A 23,742-nucleotide genomic window follows, 5' to 3' on the forward strand; every position below is an offset into this window, starting at 1 on the left:
ACTCCAATGTAATATTGTCCGCTTAAGCGGTTATATAGACGCTATCTATGAGCGTACATTTACACCGATGGGGGCGGTGCTTGTATTTTTTTGTCCAAACCCATGATTGATCACCAAGTCGATACCCTGACGATCAGATATTTCTAATACTTCGTTGTCCAACATCAACTCACCTAGAGTGATATTGTTTAAGAACTCACTAATTCTAGCACTCAAGTCGCGCCAAAGCGTGTGAGTGAGGCAGCGGGAACCACCTTGACAGTCCGCTTTACCATTACATTTCGTTGCATCGACAGATTCATCTACAGCAGCAATCACCATACCGACAGCAATATCGTCCGCATCAGTACCAAGACGGTAGCCACCACCAGGTCCGCGTACACTTGCAACTAAACCAGCTTTACGTAACTTAGAAAATAATTGTTCTAAGTAAGATAAAGAAATGCCCTGACGCTCTGAAATATCAGCCAGTGGCACTGGGCTTTCTTGTGAATGCAGAGCAACATCTAACATTGCCGTTACTGCATACCTTCCTTTAGATGTAAGTCTCATATCACACCGTATCCACAGTAAGTTTGTGGATAGAATTTTTCCATACCCGACTAAATTGGTCAAGTATTTATTTGACTGTTTTAGTCAGGTATTTAACCACGCAAAGTTAATGGTTATTTTTCATTCGACAGATTCTTTTGTACGGACGTTAAAATCCCTCTAAGAATATTGATTTCTTGGGCTTCAGGGCGTGCTCTAGAAAATAAACGTCGTAATTTATTCATCACCTGACCTGGGTTTCTGTCATCTAAAAACTGGGTTTGAGTGATGACTTTTTCAAGATGCTCATAGAACATTTCAAGCTCTTTGTGCCTAGGATAATCGCTTTCTTGCGGTGCTGGGTGTTCACTTGCGACGTCATTGAGGTGGGCTACTCGCACCTCATACGCCAAGGTCTGAACCGCCATAGCAAGATTCAAAGAACTGTATTCTGGGTTAGCGGGGATACAAACATGAAAATGACAACGTTGTAATTCGTCATTGGTTAACCCCGTTCTTTCTCGCCCAAATACAAGGGCAACGGGATGTTTTTTACCTTCCAACGCGAATAGCTCTCCGCACTCTCGGGGCTCTAACATTGGCCATTCTAATGTTCTAGAACGCGCACTAGAGCCAACAACAAGACCACAGTCTTCAACGGCTTCTTCTAGCGTCTTCACTACTTTCGCATTGAGAGCAATTTCACTAGCACCGGCTGCTAACGCAACAGATTGGGAGTCGACTTCACATTGAGGATCGACCAAGACCATGTTGGACAGCCCCATCACTTTCATTGCACGCGCTGCGCTGCCAATATTTCCAGAGTGTGACGTACCAACGAGGACAACTTTTACTTGGTCTAACATGGTGTAATTTACCGACTATTTAAAAACCGCGAAATAGTATCACAACACTCTAAAAAAGGTTATCCCTCTCCCTCAGACAGCAGTAGATTCCTTCACATTGCTAAAAAGTGACAACGAAGTTGATCGTTCAAAACAAGTTTTAAGCTCAAAAAATAACCACTTCCTTTTTACCGATACTCTGATATACTCCCCGCCGCTTTATCGTTCTTTAACATCCGTTGGGAAAAACTGTATGCATCCAATGCTTAACATTGCTATTCGCGCTGCGCGAAAAGCAGGCAATCATATTGCTAAATCACTAGAAAACGCTGACAAAATTGAATCTACTCAAAAAGGCAGCAATGACTTTGTTACTAACGTAGACAAAGAAGCAGAAGCTCTGATCATCGATACCATTAAAGCCTCTTACCCAGAGCACTGTATCGTTGCTGAAGAAAACGGTCTTATCGAAGGTAAAGATAAGGACGTACAATGGATCATCGACCCACTGGATGGCACGACAAACTTCTTAAAAGGTCTTCCTCACTTCTCTGTATCCATTGCTGTTCGAATGAAGGGCAAAACAGAAGTAGCTTGTGTATATGACCCAATGCAAAATGAGCTGTTTACTGCTCAGCGCGGCTCTGGTGCTCAACTTAACAATGCTCGCATCCGAGTAACGCCACTTAAAGACCTTCAAGGTACTGTTTTAGCAACAGGCTTCCCATTCAAGCAAAAGCAGCACTCAGAATCTTACATGAAGATTGTTTCCGGTCTGTTCACTGAATGTGCCGATTTCCGACGCACAGGCAGCGCAGCACTTGATTTGTGTTACCTAGCGGCAGGTCGTGTGGACGGTTTCTTTGAGCTTGGCTTAAAACCTTGGGACATGGCTGCGGGTGAGCTTATTGCTCGTGAAGCAGGTGCTATCCTAACTGACTTTGCAGGCGGCACAAACTACATGCAGTCTGGTAATATTGTTGGCTCTAGCCCACGCGGTGTAAAAGCAATTCTAAAACACATCCGCGAAAACGGTAATGAAGCTATCCTGAAGTAATTCTTCACTGTCACAAGCTGAATATCTAAAACACCCAGTAACTAAACGCTCTCAAGCAGTAAAGTTACTGGGTGTTTTTTATTGTCACTTGCAAAGTGTCTAACCTTATATCAGCCCACAACTCCAGAATACAAAAAAGCCACCTGAGTTAGGTGGCTTTAAGATAAGACTTAGTTGTCTGTGGACTAAGGTAACTCTTCGAGTTCTTCGCCCTCTTTCTCGATCTGAGGAGGCATAAGGTGCTCGCGAGTAATGCCAAGCTTCAGGGCTAATGCAGAAGCTACGTAAATAGAAGAGTACGTACCCACTGTAATACCAAGAAGTAGCGCAGTAGCGAAGCCATGAATCATCGCTCCACCTTGGGTAAACAACGCGATAACTACAAACAAAGTGGTACCAGATGTAATCAAGGTACGGCTTAGGGTTTGAGTTACAGAGCTATTCATTACCTCGGCAGGTTCACCTTTACGCATCTTACGGAAGTTTTCTCGGATACGGTCAAATACAACGATGGTATCGTTGAGTGAGTACCCGACAACCGTTAGCAAGGCGGCTACGATGGTTAAATCAACCTCGATTTGCAGTAAGGAGAACACCCCTAAAGTGATGATAACGTCGTGCGCCAATGCCAATACGGCACCTGCAGCTAAACGCCATTCGAAGCGAATCGATACATAAATCAAAATACAGATAAGTGCTGTCAGAATCGCCAGACCACCTGCTTCTGTTAGCTCATCGCCCACGTTGGGACCAACAAACTCAATACGACGCATTTCTAGGTTTTCGCCAGTGCCCTCTTTTATTGCATCAAGAATTTGATTACCAAGAGTTTCACCTTTTACTCCATCACGCGGACGAAGACGAACCATTACATCGCGAGATGAGCCGAAATTCTGAACGGTCGCGTCACCGAAGCCTTTCGCTTCAAGTGCCGCTCGTACATCTTCCAAGTTTGCTGGTTGCTCAAAACCGACTTCAATCAGCGTACCACCAGTGAAGTCCAGCCCCCAGTTCAACCCCTTACCAGCTAGTGTGCCTATTGCACCCACGATAAGTAAGACAGAAAGAACAAAGGCACCTTTCGACCAACGCATGAAGTCGATCATTTTGTCTGTTTTCAATATCTGAAACATGATAATTCCTTAGATCGACAACTTGTTGATGCGCTTGCCGCCATAAAGCAGGTTCACGACACAACGTGTACCAATAATGGCAGTAAACATGGAGGTTAAAATACCGATAGACAGTGTGACAGCAAAGCCTTTAATCGCACCTGTACCTACTGCAAATAGGATGATTGCAGTAATTAGAGTGGTGATGTTGGCATCGGCAATGGTACTGAATGCGTTCGCATAACCTTGATGAATCGCTTGCTGAGGGTTTCGACCATCACGAAGCTCCTCTCGGATACGCTCAAAGATGAGGACATTCGCATCCACCGCCATACCAACGGTCAGTACAATACCTGCAATACCTGGAAGCGTCATTGTCGCACCCGGAATCATCGACATCACACCAATAATCAAGATGATGTTAGCGATTAACGCTAGGTTGGCAAAAATACCAAACTTACGGTAGTAAACTAGGCAGAACAACATCACAGCAACCAAACCAAAGATACACGCTTGAATACCCATATCGATGTTTTGCTGTCCCATAGAAGGACCGATTGTACGCTCTTCAACAATAGAGATTGGCGCGATTAGTGCACCAGCACGAAGCAGCAACGCAAGGTTGTGAGCTTCTGCAGCAGAATCAATACCAGTAATTCGGAAGCTTCGACCAAGTGCCGTTTGAATGGTCGCTTGGTTAATGACTTCTTCATGCTTGTTGAGGATTACTTTGCCTTCAGGTGTACGGCGACCACTGTCTTTGTATTCAGCAAACACGGTAGCCATCAACTTGCCAACATTCTTCTTAGAGAAGCTGGACATTTTACTGCCACCTTCACTGTCTAAGTTAATGTTAACTTGCGGACGACCGTATTCATCGGCACTCGAACTTGCATCAGTGATGCTTGAGCCACCAAGAATAATGCGCTTTTTCAGAACAACAGGGCGACCATCACGATCAAACTTGATTTCACTGCCTGCAGGAGCACGACCACGCGCCGCCGCTGCCAAGTCAGCTTTATCATCCACTTCACGGAATTCAAGTGTAGCGGTTGCACCTAAGATTTCTTTTGCTCGAGCAGTATCTTGAACACCAGGAAGCTCAACAACGATTCGGCTAGCACCTTGACGTTGAACTAATGGTTCAGCAACACCAAGCTCGTTCACACGATTACGCAAAATAGTTATATTTTGCTCAACCGCATAGTTACGAATTTCTTGCAAGCGCTGCTCGGTGAATGTCGCTCTAAGAGAGAAACGGCTGCTTGTGCTGTTGTCGACAAAAATCATGTCTTGATGCGTTCTTTCAAGCAAGCTTTCAGCTTGTTCAAGCTGCTCTGCGTCTCTTAGAACGATTTCAACGGCATCTTTACCTGATTTGCGAATAGCACGATAACGAATACGTTGCTCACGTAATTCACTACGAAACGCTTCTTCTTGCTGACCAACAAGCTTTTCCATCGCAGCGTCCATGTCTACTTCCATAAGGAAGTGAACACCACCACGAAGATCCAGCCCCAGCTTCATCGGCGTAGCACCAATGGCATCGAGCCACTCTGGGGTAGCAGGAGCGAGGTTAAGAGCAACAATGGCTTCTTTTCCTAATGCTGTGTTGATAGCATCACGCGCACTGATTTGAGTATCGGTATCTAAAAAGCGAACAAGAATGGAGCCATTTTCTAGTGCGATGGACTTTTTAGGGAGGTTTTCTTTTTCAAGAACTTCGGTAACAGCATCCAGCGTTGACATATCTACTGAGGCACCACGTGCCCCAGTAACTTGAATAGCCGGATCTTCACCATAAATATTCGGAAGTGCATACAATGCGCTGACAAGGATGAGTAACATCACCATCAGGTACTTCCACAAAGGATAACGGTTTAACACAGCGAGGATCCTTTAGCTGTTTTACAGAGATTTCAGTGTACCCTTTGGCAGCACTGCAGTAACAAAGTCTTTCTTAATAGTCACTTCGTTGTTGTCGTTCAATGCAATCGCAATGTAGTCGTTGTCTTCAGAGATTTTTGCAATCTTACCAACTAGACCACCATTGGTTAGCACTTCATCACCTTTCTGCATTCCTGCCATTAGGTTTTTGTGCTCTTTTGAACGCTTAGCTTGTGGGCGGTAAATCATGAAGTAAAAAATAACCGCAAACATACCCAACATGATGATCATTTCAAAACCACCACCTTGTGGAGCACCTTCACCCGCGGCGTGTGCAACAGAAATCAAACTCATTGAGAAACATCCTCTATATTATTTTATTTAGTAGTCAATAAATTGGGACGTATTGCCCGACTTTCAAGAGCCGAGCAATAACGCACAACTATTTATTCAACGGTGGCACTTCGCGGTTGCGACGTGCGTAAAAATCTTCAACAAATTGGTCGAAGCGATCTTCATCGATGGCAGTACGGATACTTTCCATAACACGTTGGTAATAACGTAGGTTGTGAATAGTATTCAATCTAGAACCAAGGATTTCATTACAACGGTCTAGATGATGCAAATACGCCTTTGAATAGTTTTGGCAAGTGTAACAGTCACACTCAGGATCCAAAGGGGTTGTATCGGTTTTATGTGTCGCATTGCGGATCTTGATCACACCACCAGTCACAAACAAGTGTCCGTTGCGTGCATTTCGTGTAGGCATCACACAATCGAACATGTCGATACCACGGCGTACGCCTTCCACTAAGTCCTCTGGTTTACCAACACCCATAAGGTATCTAGGCTTATCTTCAGGCAACTGAGGGCAGGTATGCTCAAGTACTCTATGCATGTCTTCTTTCGGTTCACCAACCGCTAAACCACCAACAGCATACCCATCAAAACCTATGTCTGTGAGACCTTTAACCGACACGTCTCGCAAATCTTCATAGACGCCACCTTGAACAATACCAAACAAAGAGTTTTGGTTATCTAACTTGTCAAAGTGGTCACGGCTGCGTTGCGCCCAACGAAGTGACATTTCCATGGATTTTTTAGCTTCGTCGTGCGTCGCAGGGTATGGCGTACATTCGTCGAAAATCATAACAACATCAGAACCTAGATCTTTCTGAATTTCCATCGACTTTTCGGCGTCCATGAATATTCTGTCACCGTTTACAGGGTTGCGAAAATGCACGCCCTCTTCAGTAATTTTTCGGATATCGCCAAGGCTGAATACTTGAAAGCCGCCTGAATCCGTAAGAATAGGACCGTGCCAATTCATGAAATCGTGCAAATCGCCATGCATTTTCATCACTTCTTGCCCTGGGCGTAGCCACAGGTGGAACGTATTGCCTAACAGAATTTCAGCGCCTGTCCCCTTCACTTCTTCAGGAGTCATCCCTTTTACGGTACCGTAAGTACCTACAGGCATAAATGCAGGGGTTTGAACGGTTCCACGTTCAAAAGTAAGCTGCCCACGGCGAGCATTACCATTTGTCTTTTTTAATTCGTATGTAAGTTTCACGAAGCCTCCAATACGCCAGAGAAACAATCTGACTATTTACGTACTTTGCGCCAACCAGCTTTAGCTCATCGCGCTCCTTCACACTCTGTCTAAGAGGTGTGACAGGATTATCCTTTCCTAAAACCCCTAAGTGACCCCGTGATGCTTTATTCAGCATTGTGACATCACTTTGAGATAAGCTTCACTGGCTCCTTGAGTGAAACAAACGGGAGTATATCGAAATACGCCCGTTAATTGTCTGATTAGCCCCGCTTTTTGGTGATAAACATGGCATCACCATAACTAAAGAAGCGGTACTGTTCTTGAACAGCATGTTCGTATGCTCTCATCACATTATCGTAACCAGCAAATGCACTGACTAACATGATGAGTGTTGATTCCGGTAGATGGAAGTTGGTAATCAAGCAATCAACCAATTGATATTCATAACCTGGATAGATGAAGATTTCGGTGTCACCAAAAAATGGTTCAAACTCAACACCTTTCTTTTTTGCCTCTTGAGCCGCGCTCTCTAATGAACGTACCGACGTCGTACCAACAGCAATAACCCGGCCACCGCGTTTTTTAGTTGCTGCGATTGCGTCAACCACATCTTGAGGAACTTCGACATATTCTGCATGCATGTGATGATCGTTGATATTATCAACCCGCACAGGCTGAAAAGTACCCGCTCCTACATGCAAAGTAACGTAAGCAAATTCGACACCTTTACCTTTTATTTGTTCCAACAGTGCTTCATCAAAATGTAAGCCTGCCGTAGGCGCCGCTACCGCTCCTGGTTTTTCGTTATATACCGTTTGATAGCGCTCTTTGTCGGTGTCTTCATCGGGGCGATCAATATAAGGCGGAAGTGGCATGTGCCCAATATCGTTAAGAATATCTAAGACGTTCTTGTCTGACTTAAATTTAATCTCAAATAGCACATCGTGGCGCGCAACCATTTCAGCAAGATATTCATCATTTTCACCGAGGAAAAGCTCTGTTCCCGGCTTAGGCGGCTTCGAGCAGCGAACATGAGCCAAAATAGTATGCTCATCTAACACTCGCTCAACTAACGCTTCTAACTTGCCACCAGAAGCTTTGCGCCCAAACATACGAGCAGGAATAACGCGTGTGTTATTAAATACCAGTAGATCGCCAGGTTGTACCTGTTCTAGAACATCTTTGAAGGTACCATCGATTAACGCTCCGCTGTCGCCTTCAAGTTGAAGTAGTCTGCTAGCAGTACGTTCAGGTTGTGGGTAACGAGCGATCAGCTCATCAGGAAGCTCAAAATGAAAATCGGATACTTGCATTGCTATTGGTCTTTATAAAAATGACTGGGAATTACGCAGGGGAAGTAGTATAGGCGTCACATAGTCAATAGCAAGTATTGATGGTGGCTTTATTGTAAACGGGCGTATCGCGTCATTGACAGAGCGTTGTTCAGCCGTGAAAAGCGCCACTCCTGAGAGTGGCATTATGACGAGTTACTTTCGGCGAATCCAGCCCAGAAGACCGATAGCCATCAGGAACCACAACCCTGGAGCAGAAGCCCCATCCGGCTGCTTAAAATTGCAGTTTCTTGTTGATATTCCTTCCTTGCAGTTTTCTTTATGTTCAAGTTCTTCTCTTGCATCGATAACAACGTCTGGAAGTACTACTTTTTCACTAGGTATTTTGTCGTTCGCTACGTAACTTTGAATCCACCCATAATAGGTACTTACTTTTGCATAGAACGCAGGCTTAGTATAAGAGCCGCAATTCGGTTGAAGTAAAGGTACTCCACTTGCAATTCCAATTTGTATGTTTTTACCATTGCGTTCGTACATTAATGGTCCGCCGCTGTCTCCGTTACAAACATGTACACCATATAAAGTTCCAACCGCAGAGCCTAAGTCACGAGGCGAAGAAGGTAAGGTACAAATTTTACTCGTATTCCATGGTCCCCCCATTAAAGCAGGGAAACTTTCGTCACTCGTTAGCCGAACATAGCAATCCGCTGTCGGATAAAAAGTAAAGTTACCTTTACGTAGCGAGTCTGTCGCAACTGATGCGTTTGCATCAGTGAACCCCCACCCGTACCCCACAACATTCTCACTACGTTCGTTGTTTCGATTGTGGGTCTTCCAATCTTCATTCAACTCCTCTTCTATAACTTTCATCTCATCATTTGAAGCCAAAGTCACAGGTGAGACTCCAGATATTCTCACAGAGTTTTCCAAACGTATTAAAGCAACATCGTGATCTAACTCCAGAGCTTTAAGCTCTACTTGGTTGTCATTACCGAGTTTTGATTCAGAATACCGAGTGTACTTGGGATAAATTATAACGTGAGAAGGAACATAGACATCTCCAGTACCCACACCTGTTAGTGTTATGCTCCGTACAGAAATTGATAAGTCCGATGGGTGTAAGACTTTATAATCTCCATTTTCTAGAGGGAAAACGAGGCAATGAGCAGCAGTAAGTACCCAGTTTGGAGCCACCAACGTACCTGTACAATGAGGTAACTCAGCCATATCACTTGATCGAATCGCGACACGGCTTTTCGCTGTAGTATCGGTAACTATCTCACCATCGACGATTGCAAAAGAATTGACGCTCCACATCCCGGCCAAAATAGCCATACTCGCTAGAATTTTTTTCATGTTTATGCCTTGAACTAACCTTTCTGGGCACAGTGTGAAAGATTCATTTTGTGCAAAGAACCATCAATAAATACTTATGCGAGACGTGACATATAATCTTTTGTTTATAAAAAGAAAAAATTTCACAAAACCGCTTTATGAGTCGCAAAAACCTAGAATTTCTCCTTCAAGGATTCTTAATCTAGACTTATAAAAACAATCAAACCACTCAAAGGCTTTACCAAAAAAACTGATCCCGATTATTCCTCCCCAATTCTTTTGAAAAATTAACCTAAAATAGAGATTCACCTCCCAGTTAATATGCAGATAACTACCTATATTGAAAGTAGGATGACAATAAGCAGGAGGTCGAGATGATCAAGATTGAAGATATGATGACTCGCAACCCTCATACTCTTTTGCGGTCTCATTCACTACAAGACGCCAAGAACCTTATGGCCGAGCATGACATTCGTCATGTACCCATCATTGACACCGATTCAAAACTTCTTGGTGTTATTTCTCAACGAGATGTATTAGCAACTCAAGAATCGGTGCTCACCAAAGAGGCGCAAGCTGGCTCTTTCACTCTCGCCACGCCAATAGACAAAGTAATGGTTTCAAAAGTCATTGCTGTGTCACCAAAGGCAGGGCTAAGAGAAAGCGCGATATATATGCAAAAGCATAAAATTGGATGCCTGCCTGTTGTTGAGCATGGTAAGTTGGTTGGCATTATTACGGATACAGATTTTGTTGGTATCGCCATTAACCTACTTGAAATAGAAGAAGATACGGAACCAGCAAAGGCTGATTTTTAATTTCATTTTCAACACAAGCCAAGGTCCGTGGTTGGATCCGTTGTTGAATTGAAAGTGTATAAGCGCGCTGCCTTTTAAAAGAAGTGCGCGCCCTTTTTGTCTTAGTATTAAGATGAACCACCAAATTCGCGTTAACAGTTCTATATTAATATTTCACTAGTGTTATATTGAATTAATGATTTAAAGGTTCGAAATACAATGCTATCAAATACTGAATTAATGCTGCTTCATCTCCTCCATCAAGATGGGAACATGTCTGGCTACGACATTAATCGCTTGGTTGAACAACGGGGTTTTCGTGAATGGGCTGAGATTGGCATGACATCTATTTACGTCAGCCTAAACAAACTCGCCAAAAAAGAACTCGTTAGAGCGGAGCTGGATATAGCAAAGAAAGGGAAAGGTCCTACACCTAAGAAATATTTTTTGCTTCCTGCGGGAACAAGCCACCTTAAACAAGAAGTGGAAAATGGGATTCAGGCACTCCGGTTAAAAGATTCTCGCTTTCGCCTATGTATTTCAGCTCTTTCGATTCTTAACAGGGAAGAACAAAAGATGCTGTTTAAAGAAAGGGCTATCGCACTCAAAAATCGAAGACATGAACTAGAACACACGACATATATAGCTCAAGGGGGAAAAGGGCTTCCCCAAAACGTGCGCTGGCTGTTCCAATATTCATTCGACGCCCTTCAAATGGAAGTCAACTTTGCAAATAGCGTACTGAAGGATTTATCAGCAGATAGTTAAAGGATCGCTTATGACTCATGTAATTCAGCCTTTTGATACTTTCAACGGCGTACACTGCGAAACAAATACCACTGGATGTTTACTCAAACAAGTAGGTATAGAACTTTCTGAACCCATGCTTTTTGGCTTAGGAGAGGGGCTAGGGTTTGTTTATTGGAATATGAAAAGTATGGGATTCCCCTTTATTGGGGGACGGCTAAAACCAGGAGAAATTACCCGTAACCTCGCAAAAAATTTATCGTTAGAGGTTGAATTCAAAGAGACAAGTTCAGTCAAAAAGGCGTGGAGCAACGTAAAAGAAGCCTTAGACAATGGTATCGCCGTTGGCTTGCAACTGGACTGTTACCATCTAGAATATTTTGGTGCGAAGGTACATTTTGCCGGGCACTTTGCTGCGATGTATGGCTATGACGATGAATTTGCTTACTTGGTTGATACCTCCCCTTCACATGGCTTGGTCAAATCTAAGCTAAACAATCTCGCTATGGCTAGAAATGAAAAAGGTCCGATGGCCGCCAAAAATTTGATGTACACCATTCAACCTCCAAAAAAACCGTTTGATTTGAATCACGCCTTAAAAACGTCCATCAAAAACAATGCACGTCAGCACATAAACCCACCCATAAAAAATCTTGGCTACAAAGGAATTTTCAAAACCAGCCAAGAACTAAAATCATGGTTCAAACAGAGTAAGAACCTAGAATATGAATTCACAACCACAGCGATGATTATGGAAAAAGCGGGGACAGGCGGTGCCCTATTCCGCAATATGTATCGAGACTTTTTGGAAGAAGCTTATTCAAGCTTGGGGGCACCAGAGCTTAATCAAGCAAAGAAGATATTCGAAGGGGTAGCGAAAGATTGGACTCAAGTTGCCCAGTGTATTCACGAAGCAGGGGAAAACTTCGATGAAGTACGCTTACTAGAAGCTTGTACACTTCTAGCAAGCTTATCAGAAAAAGAATTCAACGCGATGAGTCTACTGGCTGACCAAAAATAAACAAAACTATATACCCAGTAACTTTTAAGAATATGTGCAGCAAACAAACCATGCTGCACAGTCAGTCATAAGAGCTCTGAAACCAAATCGGCTAATTTATGGAAGCTTTCAAGCCGTGATGAGCTCGGTCGCCAAACTAAACCGATATCTCGATATGCATGCTGACCTGGTGGTTCAATCACTACCAAGTTTTGGTTTTCCAGCAACCCATGTTCTATCGCCATTTGGGGAATAAAAGTCGTCCCTAATCCATTTGCCACCATTTGAACGAGCGTATGAAGGCTAGTTGCCGTAAATGGGTTAATTTTTTCTTTTTTAGTTAACTTACAAGCAGAAACAGCGTGTTCGGTTAAGCAGTGCTCATTCTCTAAAAGAAAAACAAACTCATCGGGTAAATCGTCGTAGCGAATCGGCACTCGAATCGTGCTGGCGTGATTCGCGCTAATCACCATCCTAAAAGGATCCTGCCCAACAATTTTGCTATCCATACCGCCAATGTCGACAGGCAAAGCTAGGATCAGTACATCTAACTCACCGTGGCGAAGTGCTGCCAACAAATTCGTGGTGGTATCTTCTCTTAGTAACAAGTTGAGGTTTGGAAAACGCTGATTCACCTCTTGCACTAGGTCGCTCAGTAGAAATGGAGCGATCGTCGGGATGCAACCTACTCTAAGTTGCCCTTGCATGGACTCCCCTTGGCATAGGCTACCTAACTCAACAAGATCTTGCCCTTTAGCCAACAGCTCTCGCCCTTGCTGCACAACCTTGTCTCCGACTGGGGTAAAGACTAAGGGGCTCTTCTTGTCTTTTTTCTCGTACAAAGGGCATCCGATCAATTCTTCTAGATTTTGGATGCCTTTGCTCAGCGTTGATTGGCTAACGAAACATTTCTCTGCCGCATCGCCGAAATGGCGCGTTTCAAATAGAGTAATGAGGTAATGTAGCTGCTTTAAACTTGGCCACTTATTCATATGATATTTTTACAATTTTGTGAGACTTTTGTGATTTGATTACAGAATAAGCTCATCGCTTTTTTCGATTAACTTAATCTATTAATTTCGCTTTTTTCTATCCTACTTTATGTACTATAGTTTGTCTCGTTGAAACAGGAAGCCAATTCACAATGGTTGGCAATAACTCTATTTTAGGAGCAAAAAATGGTACTAGTAGGTCGTCAAGCCCCTGACTTTACTGCTGCAGCAGTTCTAGGCAACGGTGAGATCGTTGATAACTTCAACTTTGCAGAATTCACTAAAGGTAAGAAAGCGGTAATTTTCTTCTACCCTCTAGACTTCACATTCGTTTGTCCTTCTGAGCTAATCGCTTTTGATAACCGCCTGGAAGATTTCCAAGCGAAAGGCGTTGAAGTAATCGGTGTTTCTATCGATTCTCAGTTCTCTCACAACGCATGGCGTAACACTGCTATCGAAGATGGCGGTATCGGTCAAGTAAAATACCCTCTAGTTGCTGACGTTAAGCACGAGATCTGCAAAGCATACGACGTTGAGCACCCAGAAGCTGGTGTTGCTTTCCGTGGTTCATTCCTAATCGATGCTGACGGTCTTGTACGTCACCAAGTAGTTAACGATCTTCCACTAGGTCGTAACATCGACGAAATGCTACGCATGGTAGACGCACTAAACTTCCACGAGAAGAACGGTGAAGTTTGTCCTGCACAATGGGAAGAAGGTAAATCAGGTATGGACGCATCTCCAAAAGGTGTTGCAGCATTCCTATCTGAGCACGCTGACGACCTAAGCAAGTAATAACCACTTAACTCTCATCAAGCTCAACGGTGAGTGTGGCTGAATTAGATAGCAAATAGCACGCAGCCAAGATTAAGTCGTAGTTAGCCTTAGAAAGCCCGAAGATGATTCTTCGGGCTTTTCTTTTTTGCTTACATGAGTATTACCTCACATACTGAAATAGTTAACTTGTCTATTCTGAATAGACTATTTCTGACGTGGAAAGCCAAACAGTCAATGAGTTATCAACTTGAAGTGTGTGTCGACAACCTAGAATCCTTACTTAATGCCATCGAAGGTGGAGCGACACGAATAGAGCTATGCTCGTCACTCTCTTTAGGTGGGCTAACTCCCAGCCTAGGCTTAATGAAGCAAGCCTCTCGTCTATCCAGTATTCCTATCTATGCCATGATCCGACCAAGACAGGGGGATTTTCTCTTCAACGAAAATGATGTCGAGTCCATGCTTGAAGACATCGAGGCGGCAAAAGAAGCTGGGTTAGATGGCATTGTGATCGGTGCGTTAACCCCCGATGGATACATTGATAAAAATATCTGCAAACAACTCATTGCTGCCGCAGATCGAATGGGCGTAACTTTTCACAGAGCCATTGATCAATGCTGCGATGTTATTCAAGCGCTTCAGGATATTCAGGAATTGGGATGTGAGCGCATATTAACATCTGGCCAAGCAAGCAATGCACTATCAGGTATCGGCACGATCAAGCTAATGAAAGAACACGTTGGGAATTCGTTAAATATCATGGTCGGTGCTGGTGTAACACCTTCAAACGTAAAACAGATTGTGGCAGAAACAGGGGTCACTGAAGTTCACCTTTCCGGTAAAACAACTCGTTCAAGCCATATGCTTTATGTGTCTGAACAAGCAAAAATGGGCAATACCGATATCGACGATTTTTCAATTCCAGTAACAAACACAGACACCATTCGCTCTGTCGCTCAGCAACTGAAATAACTCTGAACTTCCGAAAACTCACTTCTCTGGTAATATTGCCCCTTAAGACGTTTTCGGAAAGTTATACTGCTCATGGCAAAGGATTTGTTTGCAACACTGGATTTAAACCTCTTGAGAACTTTTTTAGTTCTTTCTCAAGAACTGAATATGCGTAAAGCTTCTGAACGCCTATTCGTTTCTCAGCCTGCCATAAGCCAAGCGCTTCAGAAATTGAGAAACCACTTTGACGATGACCTGTTTGTTAAAAGTCGAAATGGTATGAGAGCAACCCATTTTGCTGAAGAATTAGCAAAGCGAATCACCCCTCATATGGATGCACTTTCAAATGCGCTAAACCAGTCGTATGAATTTGATCCGGAAAAAATTGAAGGTACGGTTAAAATTGCTTTGGCATCTCCCGTTCTTTTTTCTTTGGCTGGAAAACTCTATCAAAAGTTACATAAAGAGGCACCGAATGCCGATATTCAATTTCTGAATTGGGGGAAAAATACATGCCAAGAGATTGAAAATGGAGAGGTTTTGATTGCTGTAAACTACAATAACATCAAAACATCCAAAACAATTAGCTCAAGGCATCTAGTTGATACGAGAGCAGTTATTCTCGTCAGAAAAGAACACCCCATTACATCAAACTTTGTCACACCAGAAGAAGCCGTCACCTACCCTATTGCCTCTCTTATCATTCCTGATATTAGTGACAATGAAGCAGAATCTTCATCGATTTTGAATAAAAAAGGGCTGAAACACACGGTCGCTTTTAGAAGTGAATTTCCATTTACAGTAATAGACGTTGTCCGTAATACGGATATGCTTTTCCCATCTTTATCCGCATTTCCAGTGGAAGACTACCCCTACTTACGTTCTATAGAGATTGATATCGAAGATGAATACAAATATGGGTACCCGCTCTACAGTTACTTCCATCTAAAAAATAGAAACAACCCCATAGTTAACTGGTTGCACATCTTGCTAAATAACTTATTACGATAGAGACAATTCAACCAAATAATAACCTTTACTTATAATCAAGATAACGAGAACTGTTTAGAACCCAATCAAATAACTCCTTAATATTCAGCTCATAGGAAAGACAACGGCAAAAGAAAAAGCCGATTAAGCAGGATGCTGATTACTTTTCACATGAATTTTAAGAGAGTTACATTATGAAAAAGACGGTATTAGCACTTTCAGTTTTACTTCTTCCTGCGATAGCTTTAGCTAGTACTCAACCTGACATTGGTGCTCCGGGAGGCAATCCAGACTGGGGAGTACCAACGCCAAGTGAGCCGACAAACCCGATTCAGCCTGATTTTGGTGATACTCCTGACTGGGGGCACGTCGACCCAGATTTTGGTGTTCCAGCTAACCCTGTACAACCACCTATGGACAATACTCCAGATTGGGGAATTGACGCACCGGATTATGGCTCAACACCAGACTGGGGCGTACCTGCAACTGGCGTGGGTGACTTAGAGATTGCTTTCGATAAATTAGAACAAGAAATGAATGAAAGATTTGATGAGCAATCTGAACAAATTCACGGTATCCGAGCTGGATTACACGCGGTCACGAACGCACGTCCATTTGTGACGACTGGTGAATTCGCTATGGGTGCTGGTGTTGGATTCTCGGGAAGCAAAGAAGCGTTAGCTTTAGGCGGTGCCTACGGGGTATCGGATAGAGTAAGCGTATCGGGGACTTTCCACTACGAATCTTCTGGTAAGTACTCTTCATCTGAAGTCGCTGGCGGTGTTGGCGTTCAGTTCAAGTTTAAATAACGAGTCCAACGGAGCCTGATTTGAAGGGAGATCAGGCTTTTATTTTAGAACTTAACCCTGAGAGATCCCCTCATAATTTCCCCAAAGCGTAACCATGTGTGAATAAATTTTGAGCTAGTAGGGTTGCAGCCACGAGTAAGTCTTCCCTTGTTATTGTGTAGCCAGAATGCCGCAAAACTTCCATGCCTAAGCGAACTGTTGAGAGTACGTTTCGATTTCTGACTGTGTTAGCCTGGAAGTGCTTGTCCCAACCTTGTTTCTGAGCATGAACGCCCGCAAGCCAACATGTTAGTTGAAGCATCAGGGCGATTAGCAGCATGATATCAAAACGCTCTGAGCTGCTCGTTCGGCTATGGCGTAGGCCTAGTCCGTAGGCAGGACTTTTCAAGTCTCGGAAGGTTTCTTCAATCTGCATTCGCTTCGAATAGATATTAACAAGTTGTTTGGGTGTTCGAATTTCAACAGGTAAGTTAGTTGCTAGAATCCATGGCTCCTTTGCCGACGCTGAGTAGATTTTAGGTGACGGGTGGTGACAATGAGTCCGTGTCGAGCGCTGATTTTTTCGGTAGCTTTAGAGCGAGATTTATACAATAGAATTTGGCATGAGATTGGATTGCTTTTAGTCAGCCTCTTATAGCCTAAAGTCTTTGAGTGACTAGATGACATATCATGTAAGTTGCTGATAGGTTTCCAGTTTTCCGCTCCTAGGTCTGCATATTGTACTTTTCCTCTTACTCGACTTAACCAGTACCAACCCAGCTTCTCAACGGATTTATACCATGGCACTTTAAAGCCAGCATCACTGACAATGAGCGGTGTGGTGTTACTCGGTAGAATGCTCGCAAGGTCGGCTAGAAATTGGTCATGAGCTTTCTTTGAACATTGCTCTGAAAGCGGGAACGCTTTCTCATAAAGAGTAACAGAACGACCGTGTAGTGCGACTGAAGCTCGCAATACCATAAGCCGTTTTTGCTCACGAATATCAGACCAGTCAACAAGTACAATGGGCATCGTATTGCCCGAACAGATAAAGCTAGCATGCCAACGGTATACAGCGAGTCTCTCTTTGTGGAGGTGACGATTACCTAACAATCGGTCGATTCGTTTGATGTTATGTTTTGTTCTCGCTTTGGTTGGCAGGTTACGGCCAAGTTCGGTAAGAGTGAGAGTTTTACAGTCAAGTAATGCGTGGCAAGCCAACGTTAAGCTGTTGAGTCGTTTTAAGTGTAATTCGGGGCAGAATTGGTAAAGAGAGTCGTGTAAAATATCGAGTTCGCACATCTTGTTGTCTGATTATTGATTTTTCGCGAAACCATTTGATCATATGACAAGATGTGTATCCACCTTAACTTAATGATTTTTACCAAAATCATTAGGGGATTCATCAGAACTTAACCTTTCTAATTTCTCAAATTAACCTTTCTGTGATTAATTTGCATGTTTTGAGTCATTTACCTTTGGTAGCTCTCGCCTCTGCCCTTCCAGAGGTTCTTTTTATTTATACTCAAGTACCTCTGCTTTTAATAACATTGCGATTCGGTAAGACATTACTTGATGATATCGTCGATATCCTGCTCACTAAGATGGCGAACGTCTTTGCCTTTTACAAAGTAGATAATGTACTCACAAATGTTCTGACAGCGGTCGCCTATTCGTTCAATCGCCCTTGCTGACCACATAACCTGCAACACAGCGGGTATACAGCGCGGATCTTCCATCATATAAGTCATTAACTGACGGATAACCGCTTCATACTCCGCATCCAGCTTGTCATCTTGTTTGTACACTTCAGCGGCTGCATCGACATCCATGCGCGCGAAAGCGTCCAACACTTGGTGTAACATGTTGATGGCCTGACGGCTCAAAGGCTCAAGCGAGACTTGCCAAGTTCGTACTTTTACCGATTCTGACTCTATAGCCACACGTGCAATTCGCGTGGCAACATCTCCAATTCGCTCCAAGTCAGTGATCGTTTTTATGATCGCCATTATCAGCCGAAGATCTTTCGCCGTCGGCTGGCGCTTGGCAATAATACGCGTACAAGCCTCATCAATCGCCACTTCCATCGAATTGACCTTATGATCGTCTTTGACCACTTTCTTTGCGAGTTCTATGTCTTGTTTGTGCAAAGCTTGCATGGCAAACGTGAGTTGCTGTTCTACAAGCCCCCCCATGGTTAAAACATGGGTACGAATAGACTCAAGCTCCACATTAAACTGACCAGAGATATGGCGACCAAACTGCATAAACTGTAGAACCCCTTGTACGTATATTAAATAAGTGTATTCATTGGAGACGCTTCCAACAAATTACCCATAGCGACCTGTAATGTAATCTTCGGTTTGCTTTTTCTTTGGCGAAGTGAAAATCGAGTCTGTATCCCCATACTCGACCAACTTACCTTGATGGATAAACGCAGTATGATCACTTACTCTCGCCGCTTGTTGCATGTTATGAGTCACAATGACAACGGTATATTTGGTTTTCAGCTCGTTAATGAGCTCCTCTATCGTAAGTGTAGAGATAGGGTCGAGTGCGGAGGTAGGCTCATCTAGCAGCAACACCTCAGGTTCAATGGCAATGGCTCTTGCTATCACCAATCTTTGTTGTTGTCCTCCGGATAAACCAAACGCATTTTCATGCAGTCTATCTTTTACTTCTTCCCACAAGGCAGCCGCCGTTAACGCTTGTTCCGCAGCGTCATCCAGCGCTCGACTATTACTTATCCCTTGTAATCTCAACCCATAGACAACATTTTCATAAATGGATTTTGGAAACGGATTAGGCCTTTGAAACACCATACCTACACGGCGGCGTAACGTAGGTACATCAACTTGTGGGTGATACACATTTTTACCGTGCAATTTCACTTTGCCACTAACCACACATCCTTCAACCAGGTCATTCATGCGGTTAATACAGCGTAATAATGTCGACTTACCGCAACCAGATGGTCCTATAAACGCAGTTACCTGCCCTTTAGGGATATTCATTGTAACGTCGTGCAAAGCTTGCTGCGTGCCTTGATAGAACAAATTCAGAGACTCGATCGAAATAGCAATCTGCTCAGGAGTCAGATTGTTTACGTCTATGAGGTTCTCATAACCAAAAGTCGAGTTAATTGAAAACATGGTTAGTCTTGTCCTAAGGTGCGATATTTTTCGCGTAAGTTGTTGCGAATACTAATGGCGGTCAGGTTAAGCCCAACAATCACCGTCACGAGCAAAAATGATGTGGCATAAACCAATGGTCTTGCCGCTTCAATATTGGGCGACTGAAAGCCCACATCATAAATATGAAATCCGAGATGCATGAATTTTCGATCTAAATGGATAAACGGAAAATCACCATCGATTGGCAAACTAGGCGCAAGCTTAACTACCCCAACCAACATCAAAGGCGCAACCTCACCTGCAGCCCGCGCAACCGCAAGTATCAGCCCGGTCATAATGGCTGGGCTGGCCATCGGTAACACGATGCGCCATAACGTTTCAAATTGAGTTGCCCCTAAAGCCAAAGAGCCTTGCCTCACAGAACCTGGGATTCGGGCTAAGCCTTCTTCAGTCGCAACGATCACTACAGGAAGTGTAAGCAGAGCCAATGTTAAAGCAGACCACAATAAACCTGGCGTTCCAAACGTCGGAGAAGGCAAGTTATCTGAGTAAAAGAGGCTATCAATTGAGCCGCCAATACTGTAGACAAAAAAGCCGAGCCCGAAGACTCCGTAAACAATAGAAGGTACTCCCGCTAAGTTTATCACGGCAATTCGAATGGTTCTGGTTAGCGCATTATTTTTGGCGTATTCGTTCAAATAGATAGCGGCGATAACACCAAGCGGCATCACGACAATCGACATCACCATCACTAAGAATACCGTACCAAAAATAGCTGGGAACACGCCGCCTTCTGAATTACCTTCGCGTGGGTCATCGCTCAAAAACTTTTTAACTTGTTTCAACCAATGCAAAAATTTTTCAGAAACAGACATGTCGTTGGGGTACCAGATATCTAAAATATTGGTAAGAGGAACAAACACTCTCTCACCATTCATATCTTCAACGATCAGCGCTTCATCGATGTGAAGTTGCCTTAGTTCGGTTAAGCGACTTTCTATTTGAAACAGGTAATTCTCGACACTCTCTTTTCGCTTAGTTAACTCATTGAGTTTTTCTTCATCCAGAGTACCGTTCAACTCATGCTTTTTCTGCTCTAGACGTATATTCCCAAGCAAGGCATTGTAATGTTTGAGTTGAGAGTGCGTGATGGAAGCAATGTGTTCACGCGCTTGTTCTACGCTTTCAATCCCTTGCTCTAGGAATTCATCAATGGATACGTCTTGTGTGGCAACATTGCTTCGAAAACCAACTGGCTTGCCATAAAAATCCCCTTGTTGGGTCCTTTCTATTACTGCCCACGAACTTGGTTTTGTCGGTTCACTTAATTCAAAATCGAATACAGTGATAAAATCGAGCTGGTTTCTATCTCGGTTAGCAATTTTGATACTCAATCTATCGACACTCTCTGCCGTAATATCTAGATCAGGTGTATTGATAGGTTGCTGGTTCAATCGTTCAATCGGCACTGTTTTGCGTTGATACAGTTGACCAACAACTTTACTGCCGTTTGGAGACTGCCATTCATACAGAGGCGCAGGCCAGAAATAACTGAGCCCTTTCCAACCAATCAAAAGCAACACCGCTAATACAGATATCAAACTAACACTTACCGCGCCAGCCGTTAACCATATCCAAGGTGCACCCGATTTAAACCAATTCGACACAAAAACTCTCACTTAACATACGCCATCAAAGTGCGCGATATTTGTCTCTCAAGCGCTGCCTTACCCACTCAGCCAAGGAGTTAACAAAAAAGGTGAATACAAACAGAATCAAGGCAGCGAGAAACAGCAAACGATAATGGGAGCTACCCACGTCAGACTCTGGCATTTCAATCGCAATGGTGGCAGACAAGCTGCGCATTCCTTCAAAAATATTCCAGTCCATGATCGGTGTATTGCCTGTCGCCATCAAAACAATCATGGTTTCCCCCACCGCTCGACCAAGCCCCATCATCACAGCCGAAAATATACCAGGGCTAGCGGTGAGTAATACAACATATATCAAGGTTTGCCACTTAGTCGCACCTAACGCTAATGAGCCATCAGATAGATGTTTAGGCACGGAGAAAATCGCATCCTCTGAGATAGTAAATATCGTTGGAATCACCGCAAACCCCATCGCTAAGCCAACAACAAGCGCGTTTCTTTGGTCATAGTCGATCCCAATATCAGCCAAATAAACCCGCACATCGCCACCAAACAGAAAGAGCTCAACTTCATGACTAAACGAAATAATGCCAAACGTCACCAACAACAATGCTGGTACAAGAATCAAACCATGCAATCCATTCGGAACTTCAGACAACCACTTCGATGGCAGTAGGTGCCACAGCCACCCAATGATAATGGTCGATAAGGGCAATAAGATGACCAGCGCTAAAGTTGAAGGCAAATGCGCCTCGACAACGGGAGCCAACCACAGCCCAGCCAAAAAGCCGATAATAACCGTTGGCAAAGCCTCCATTATCTCAATGGCTGGTTTTACCACTTTTCGCATAGGGGTAGACATGAAGTAAGCAGTATAAACTGCACCTAGCACGGCGATAGGCACAGCGAAAATCATGGCAAAAAACGCCGCTTTCAACGTCCCAAAAGCAATCGGCACTAGGCTAAATTTTGCTTCAAAGTCATCACTTCCCGAAGTGGATTGCCAGACAAATTGTGGCTCTGGATAACCTTCGTACCAAACTGATTGCCACAGTGCGGAAAGTGAAATTTCAGGATATTCATTATCAACCGAATAAACATCGATACGGCTGTGACTCACCACCAGCAAGCTATCTTCATTACTTGATACCGCTGCAATTTTTACATCTTCTTGCAATAGTGGAGCAGAGAACGTTTTTTCTTCGCTAGTGGTATAAAAGCTTTCTATTTGACCTTTATTATCAAAGGCATAAAAACCTTTACGGTAAAATTCTGGCAATAGTAGTTCCGCATTACCGGACAACTCAAAATCTCGGATATAGGTCAGGGTTCGGATTCGGTCTTTTAATACATCAAACCATTGAGCGACGGTATTATCCGTATATTGAATGAGTACCGATTGCGCCCCTGCGAGCAGCGACATGGATAAAGCACGTTTATCCCCGCCTTGTGTTACATCCACAACTTCTCGAACGGAGAAGCCTTGTCCCTGCCCCCACGCCATTACCACCATTTCTTGCGGTGTTAATATGAATAGCTGCTGCCCGTCCGGTGTCATCTTAATATCGATGATATTTTCAACCGTTCCGAAAGAGGTCGATTGGGAAGGTTCTCCATCATTTTCTCGCCAGCTGAATAACTGATTGCTTTCATTCAATATGGCAAAGGTGGCATTTTCATCATCAATAGCAAACGTAAAATGAGAAACTACTTGTGATTGATTAACGATGCCATTGGGTATCTCATAACTTGCAGTATCCACTCTCGGCGTAATGATTCGACCTTGGTCATTGAACTGCACAGAGAAGCTCGGTTTTACGGCACTAATGCCCTCATTTCCAGAAACGAATGCATGCCACCCCAAACTTGCGGGCATACCTGAGTATGAAAGTGCGTTTGTAGAAATGGATTGAGACTGCACAATACGACCATCAGTGAGGTCAATAAACGCGAGGTCCCCTGATTCCATAAGGAAATAGCCTAGCTGACCGTAATCATCTACGCCGGCTGCAATAGGCTTATTTGAGTGAGACGTTGAGGTGTTAGAAGATTGGGCAGGTACGCTAGAAACACGCTCAATGTTCGCTGAAGAAAAGACGGGCAGCACCATGAGCAATAAATAGAAAAATATCAATAGCAATGCGACTAAAACACTGATGCCACCAGCTTTCACTACGTACCTCATAAACCGGTCTTTTATCAACCGCTTACGATCGCGTTCTTTTAATGAAAATTCTGTGTGGAGCATCTCTTATGGTCTACCTTTTTATAGTCACTGTCATAATATGTCGATTGGATGA

Annotated in this window: 21 protein-coding genes and 1 pseudogene; 8 read left to right on the plus strand and 14 right to left on the minus strand. The window is 43.6% G+C overall.

From position 1 onward, the window contains the following. Positions 1-45 precede the first annotated feature (45 nt). Together iscR and trmJ are read right to left on the minus strand one after the other, a co-directional pair. Positions 46-552, minus strand: coding sequence for a Fe-S cluster assembly transcriptional regulator IscR (gene iscR / locus LDO37_RS14805; protein ID WP_126610083.1), 507 nt, complete (start codon positions 550-552; stop codon positions 46-48). A gap of 113 nt (positions 553-665) precedes the next feature. Then, positions 666-1,397, minus strand: coding sequence for a tRNA (cytosine(32)/uridine(32)-2'-O)-methyltransferase TrmJ (gene trmJ / locus LDO37_RS14810; protein ID WP_126610084.1), 732 nt, complete (start codon positions 1,395-1,397; stop codon positions 666-668). Positions 1,398-1,629: 232 nt separating this feature from the next. On the opposite strand from trmJ, the gene suhB reads away from it, so the two are divergent. Continuing rightward, positions 1,630-2,433 (plus strand): inositol-1-monophosphatase, encoded by an 804-nt coding sequence (gene suhB, locus LDO37_RS14815; protein ID WP_101110835.1) that lies wholly within the window; start codon positions 1,630-1,632, stop codon positions 2,431-2,433. 185 nt (positions 2,434-2,618) lie between these two features. Here suhB and secF read toward each other — a convergent pair whose 3' ends face one another. From secF to LDO37_RS14845, 6 genes are all read right to left on the minus strand, one after another. Next, positions 2,619-3,566: a protein translocase subunit SecF gene (gene secF, locus LDO37_RS14820; RefSeq protein ID WP_126610085.1), complete on the minus strand. Its 948-nt coding sequence runs from the start codon at positions 3,564-3,566 to the stop codon at positions 2,619-2,621. Positions 3,567-3,575: 9 nt separating this feature from the next. Then, positions 3,576-5,432, minus strand: coding sequence for a protein translocase subunit SecD (gene secD, locus LDO37_RS14825; RefSeq protein ID WP_101110837.1), 1,857 nt, complete (start codon positions 5,430-5,432; stop codon positions 3,576-3,578). A gap of 21 nt (positions 5,433-5,453) precedes the next feature. After that, complete coding sequence (gene yajC / locus LDO37_RS14830; protein WP_101110838.1) at positions 5,454-5,786, minus strand: preprotein translocase subunit YajC; 333 nt, start codon at positions 5,784-5,786, stop codon at positions 5,454-5,456. An 88-nt stretch (positions 5,787-5,874) separates the two neighbouring features. Next, positions 5,875-7,005, minus strand: a complete 1,131-nt coding sequence (gene tgt / locus LDO37_RS14835; protein ID WP_104400506.1) for a tRNA guanosine(34) transglycosylase Tgt — start codon at positions 7,003-7,005, stop codon at positions 5,875-5,877. A 242-nt stretch (positions 7,006-7,247) separates the two neighbouring features. After that, complete coding sequence (gene queA / locus LDO37_RS14840; RefSeq protein ID WP_126610086.1) at positions 7,248-8,300, minus strand: tRNA preQ1(34) S-adenosylmethionine ribosyltransferase-isomerase QueA; 1,053 nt, start codon at positions 8,298-8,300, stop codon at positions 7,248-7,250. 174 nt (positions 8,301-8,474) lie between these two features. Further along, positions 8,475-9,635, minus strand: coding sequence for a S1 family peptidase (locus LDO37_RS14845; protein WP_126610087.1), 1,161 nt, complete (start codon positions 9,633-9,635; stop codon positions 8,475-8,477). Positions 9,636-9,988: 353 nt separating this feature from the next. Between LDO37_RS14845 and LDO37_RS14850 the strand changes: the two genes are divergently transcribed. The 3 genes from LDO37_RS14850 to LDO37_RS14860 all read left to right on the plus strand — a co-directional run bounded on the left by LDO37_RS14850 (position 9,989) and on the right by LDO37_RS14860 (position 12,179). Continuing rightward, complete coding sequence (locus tag LDO37_RS14850; RefSeq protein WP_126610088.1) at positions 9,989-10,432, plus strand: CBS domain-containing protein; 444 nt, start codon at positions 9,989-9,991, stop codon at positions 10,430-10,432. A gap of 198 nt (positions 10,433-10,630) precedes the next feature. After that, positions 10,631-11,179 carry a PadR family transcriptional regulator gene (locus LDO37_RS14855; RefSeq protein WP_126610089.1) on the plus strand — a complete coding sequence of 183 codons (549 nt, stop codon included), beginning with the start codon at positions 10,631-10,633 and terminating at the stop codon, positions 11,177-11,179. Between the two features lie 10 nt (positions 11,180-11,189). Then, entirely contained in the window at positions 11,190-12,179 is a 990-nt protein-coding gene (locus tag LDO37_RS14860; RefSeq protein ID WP_126610090.1) for a BtrH N-terminal domain-containing protein, read from the plus strand. Positions 12,180-12,244: 65 nt separating this feature from the next. Here LDO37_RS14860 and LDO37_RS14865 read toward each other — a convergent pair whose 3' ends face one another. Then, positions 12,245-13,150 carry a hydrogen peroxide-inducible genes activator gene (locus LDO37_RS14865; protein ID WP_126610091.1) on the minus strand — a complete coding sequence of 302 codons (906 nt, stop codon included), beginning with the start codon at positions 13,148-13,150 and terminating at the stop codon, positions 12,245-12,247. A 186-nt stretch (positions 13,151-13,336) separates the two neighbouring features. On the opposite strand from LDO37_RS14865, the gene LDO37_RS14870 reads away from it, so the two are divergent. From LDO37_RS14870 to LDO37_RS14885, 4 genes are all read left to right on the plus strand, one after another. Next, positions 13,337-13,945 (plus strand): peroxiredoxin C, encoded by a 609-nt coding sequence (locus LDO37_RS14870; RefSeq protein ID WP_101110847.1) that lies wholly within the window; start codon positions 13,337-13,339, stop codon positions 13,943-13,945. A gap of 216 nt (positions 13,946-14,161) precedes the next feature. Then, positions 14,162-14,899, plus strand: coding sequence for a copper homeostasis protein CutC (locus LDO37_RS14875; protein ID WP_126610092.1), 738 nt, complete (start codon positions 14,162-14,164; stop codon positions 14,897-14,899). Between the two features lie 72 nt (positions 14,900-14,971). After that, positions 14,972-15,889, plus strand: a complete 918-nt coding sequence (locus tag LDO37_RS14880; RefSeq protein ID WP_126610093.1) for a LysR family transcriptional regulator — start codon at positions 14,972-14,974, stop codon at positions 15,887-15,889. 173 nt (positions 15,890-16,062) lie between these two features. Then, complete coding sequence (locus tag LDO37_RS14885; RefSeq protein WP_126610094.1) at positions 16,063-16,677, plus strand: YadA C-terminal domain-containing protein; 615 nt, start codon at positions 16,063-16,065, stop codon at positions 16,675-16,677. A 70-nt stretch (positions 16,678-16,747) separates the two neighbouring features. Here the strand turns inward: LDO37_RS14885 and LDO37_RS14890 are convergent. From LDO37_RS14890 to LDO37_RS14910, 5 genes and pseudogenes are all read right to left on the minus strand, one after another. After that, positions 16,748-17,958, minus strand: a pseudogene (locus LDO37_RS14890) (IS4-like element ISVsa5 family transposase). A gap of 266 nt (positions 17,959-18,224) precedes the next feature. Continuing rightward, positions 18,225-18,923, minus strand: a complete 699-nt coding sequence (gene phoU, locus LDO37_RS14895; RefSeq protein WP_101110851.1) for a phosphate signaling complex protein PhoU — start codon at positions 18,921-18,923, stop codon at positions 18,225-18,227. A gap of 63 nt (positions 18,924-18,986) precedes the next feature. Next, a complete protein-coding gene (pstB, locus tag LDO37_RS14900) occupies positions 18,987-19,808 on the minus strand; it encodes a phosphate ABC transporter ATP-binding protein PstB (protein ID WP_101110852.1) in 822 nt (273 codons plus the stop codon). A 2-nt stretch (positions 19,809-19,810) separates the two neighbouring features. After that, positions 19,811-21,457: a phosphate ABC transporter permease PstA gene (pstA, locus tag LDO37_RS14905; RefSeq protein ID WP_126610095.1), complete on the minus strand. Its 1,647-nt coding sequence runs from the start codon at positions 21,455-21,457 to the stop codon at positions 19,811-19,813. 25 nt (positions 21,458-21,482) lie between these two features. Further along, entirely contained in the window at positions 21,483-23,690 is a 2,208-nt protein-coding gene (locus LDO37_RS14910; RefSeq protein WP_126610096.1) for an ABC transporter permease subunit, read from the minus strand. Positions 23,691-23,742 lie beyond the last annotated feature (52 nt).

Origin of the sequence: Vibrio penaeicida, from assembly GCF_019977755.1 — a bacterium.
Classification (GTDB): domain Bacteria; phylum Pseudomonadota; class Gammaproteobacteria; order Enterobacterales; family Vibrionaceae; genus Vibrio; species Vibrio penaeicida.

What these genes read in the sequence shown, in the direction of transcription:
- LDO37_RS14865 (WP_126610091.1), bottom strand. Translation starts at nt 13,150, where the DNA reads ATGAATAAGTGGCCAAGTTTAAAGCAGCTACATTACCTCATTACTCTA.
- LDO37_RS14880 (WP_126610093.1), top strand. Translation starts at nt 14,972, where the DNA reads ATGGCAAAGGATTTGTTTGCAACACTGGATTTAAACCTCTTGAGAACT.
- LDO37_RS14855 (WP_126610089.1), top strand. Translation starts at nt 10,631, where the DNA reads ATGCTATCAAATACTGAATTAATGCTGCTTCATCTCCTCCATCAAGAT.
- LDO37_RS14860 (WP_126610090.1), top strand. Translation starts at nt 11,190, where the DNA reads ATGACTCATGTAATTCAGCCTTTTGATACTTTCAACGGCGTACACTGC.
- phoU (WP_101110851.1), bottom strand. Translation starts at nt 18,923, where the DNA reads ATGCAGTTTGGTCGCCATATCTCTGGTCAGTTTAATGTGGAGCTTGAG.
- suhB (WP_101110835.1), top strand. Translation starts at nt 1,630, where the DNA reads ATGCATCCAATGCTTAACATTGCTATTCGCGCTGCGCGAAAAGCAGGC.
- secF (WP_126610085.1), bottom strand. Translation starts at nt 3,566, where the DNA reads ATGTTTCAGATATTGAAAACAGACAAAATGATCGACTTCATGCGTTGG.
- iscR (WP_126610083.1), bottom strand. Translation starts at nt 552, where the DNA reads ATGAGACTTACATCTAAAGGAAGGTATGCAGTAACGGCAATGTTAGAT.
- queA (WP_126610086.1), bottom strand. Translation starts at nt 8,300, where the DNA reads ATGCAAGTATCCGATTTTCATTTTGAGCTTCCTGATGAGCTGATCGCT.
- LDO37_RS14850 (WP_126610088.1), top strand. Translation starts at nt 9,989, where the DNA reads ATGATCAAGATTGAAGATATGATGACTCGCAACCCTCATACTCTTTTG.
- LDO37_RS14845 (WP_126610087.1), bottom strand. Translation starts at nt 9,635, where the DNA reads ATGAAAAAAATTCTAGCGAGTATGGCTATTTTGGCCGGGATGTGGAGC.
- LDO37_RS14875 (WP_126610092.1), top strand. Translation starts at nt 14,162, where the DNA reads ATGAGTTATCAACTTGAAGTGTGTGTCGACAACCTAGAATCCTTACTT.
- yajC (WP_101110838.1), bottom strand. Translation starts at nt 5,786, where the DNA reads ATGAGTTTGATTTCTGTTGCACACGCCGCGGGTGAAGGTGCTCCACAA.
- LDO37_RS14910 (WP_126610096.1), bottom strand. Translation starts at nt 23,690, where the DNA reads ATGCTCCACACAGAATTTTCATTAAAAGAACGCGATCGTAAGCGGTTG.
- LDO37_RS14885 (WP_126610094.1), top strand. Translation starts at nt 16,063, where the DNA reads ATGAAAAAGACGGTATTAGCACTTTCAGTTTTACTTCTTCCTGCGATA.
- LDO37_RS14870 (WP_101110847.1), top strand. Translation starts at nt 13,337, where the DNA reads ATGGTACTAGTAGGTCGTCAAGCCCCTGACTTTACTGCTGCAGCAGTT.
- pstB (WP_101110852.1), bottom strand. Translation starts at nt 19,808, where the DNA reads ATGTTTTCAATTAACTCGACTTTTGGTTATGAGAACCTCATAGACGTA.
- trmJ (WP_126610084.1), bottom strand. Translation starts at nt 1,397, where the DNA reads ATGTTAGACCAAGTAAAAGTTGTCCTCGTTGGTACGTCACACTCTGGA.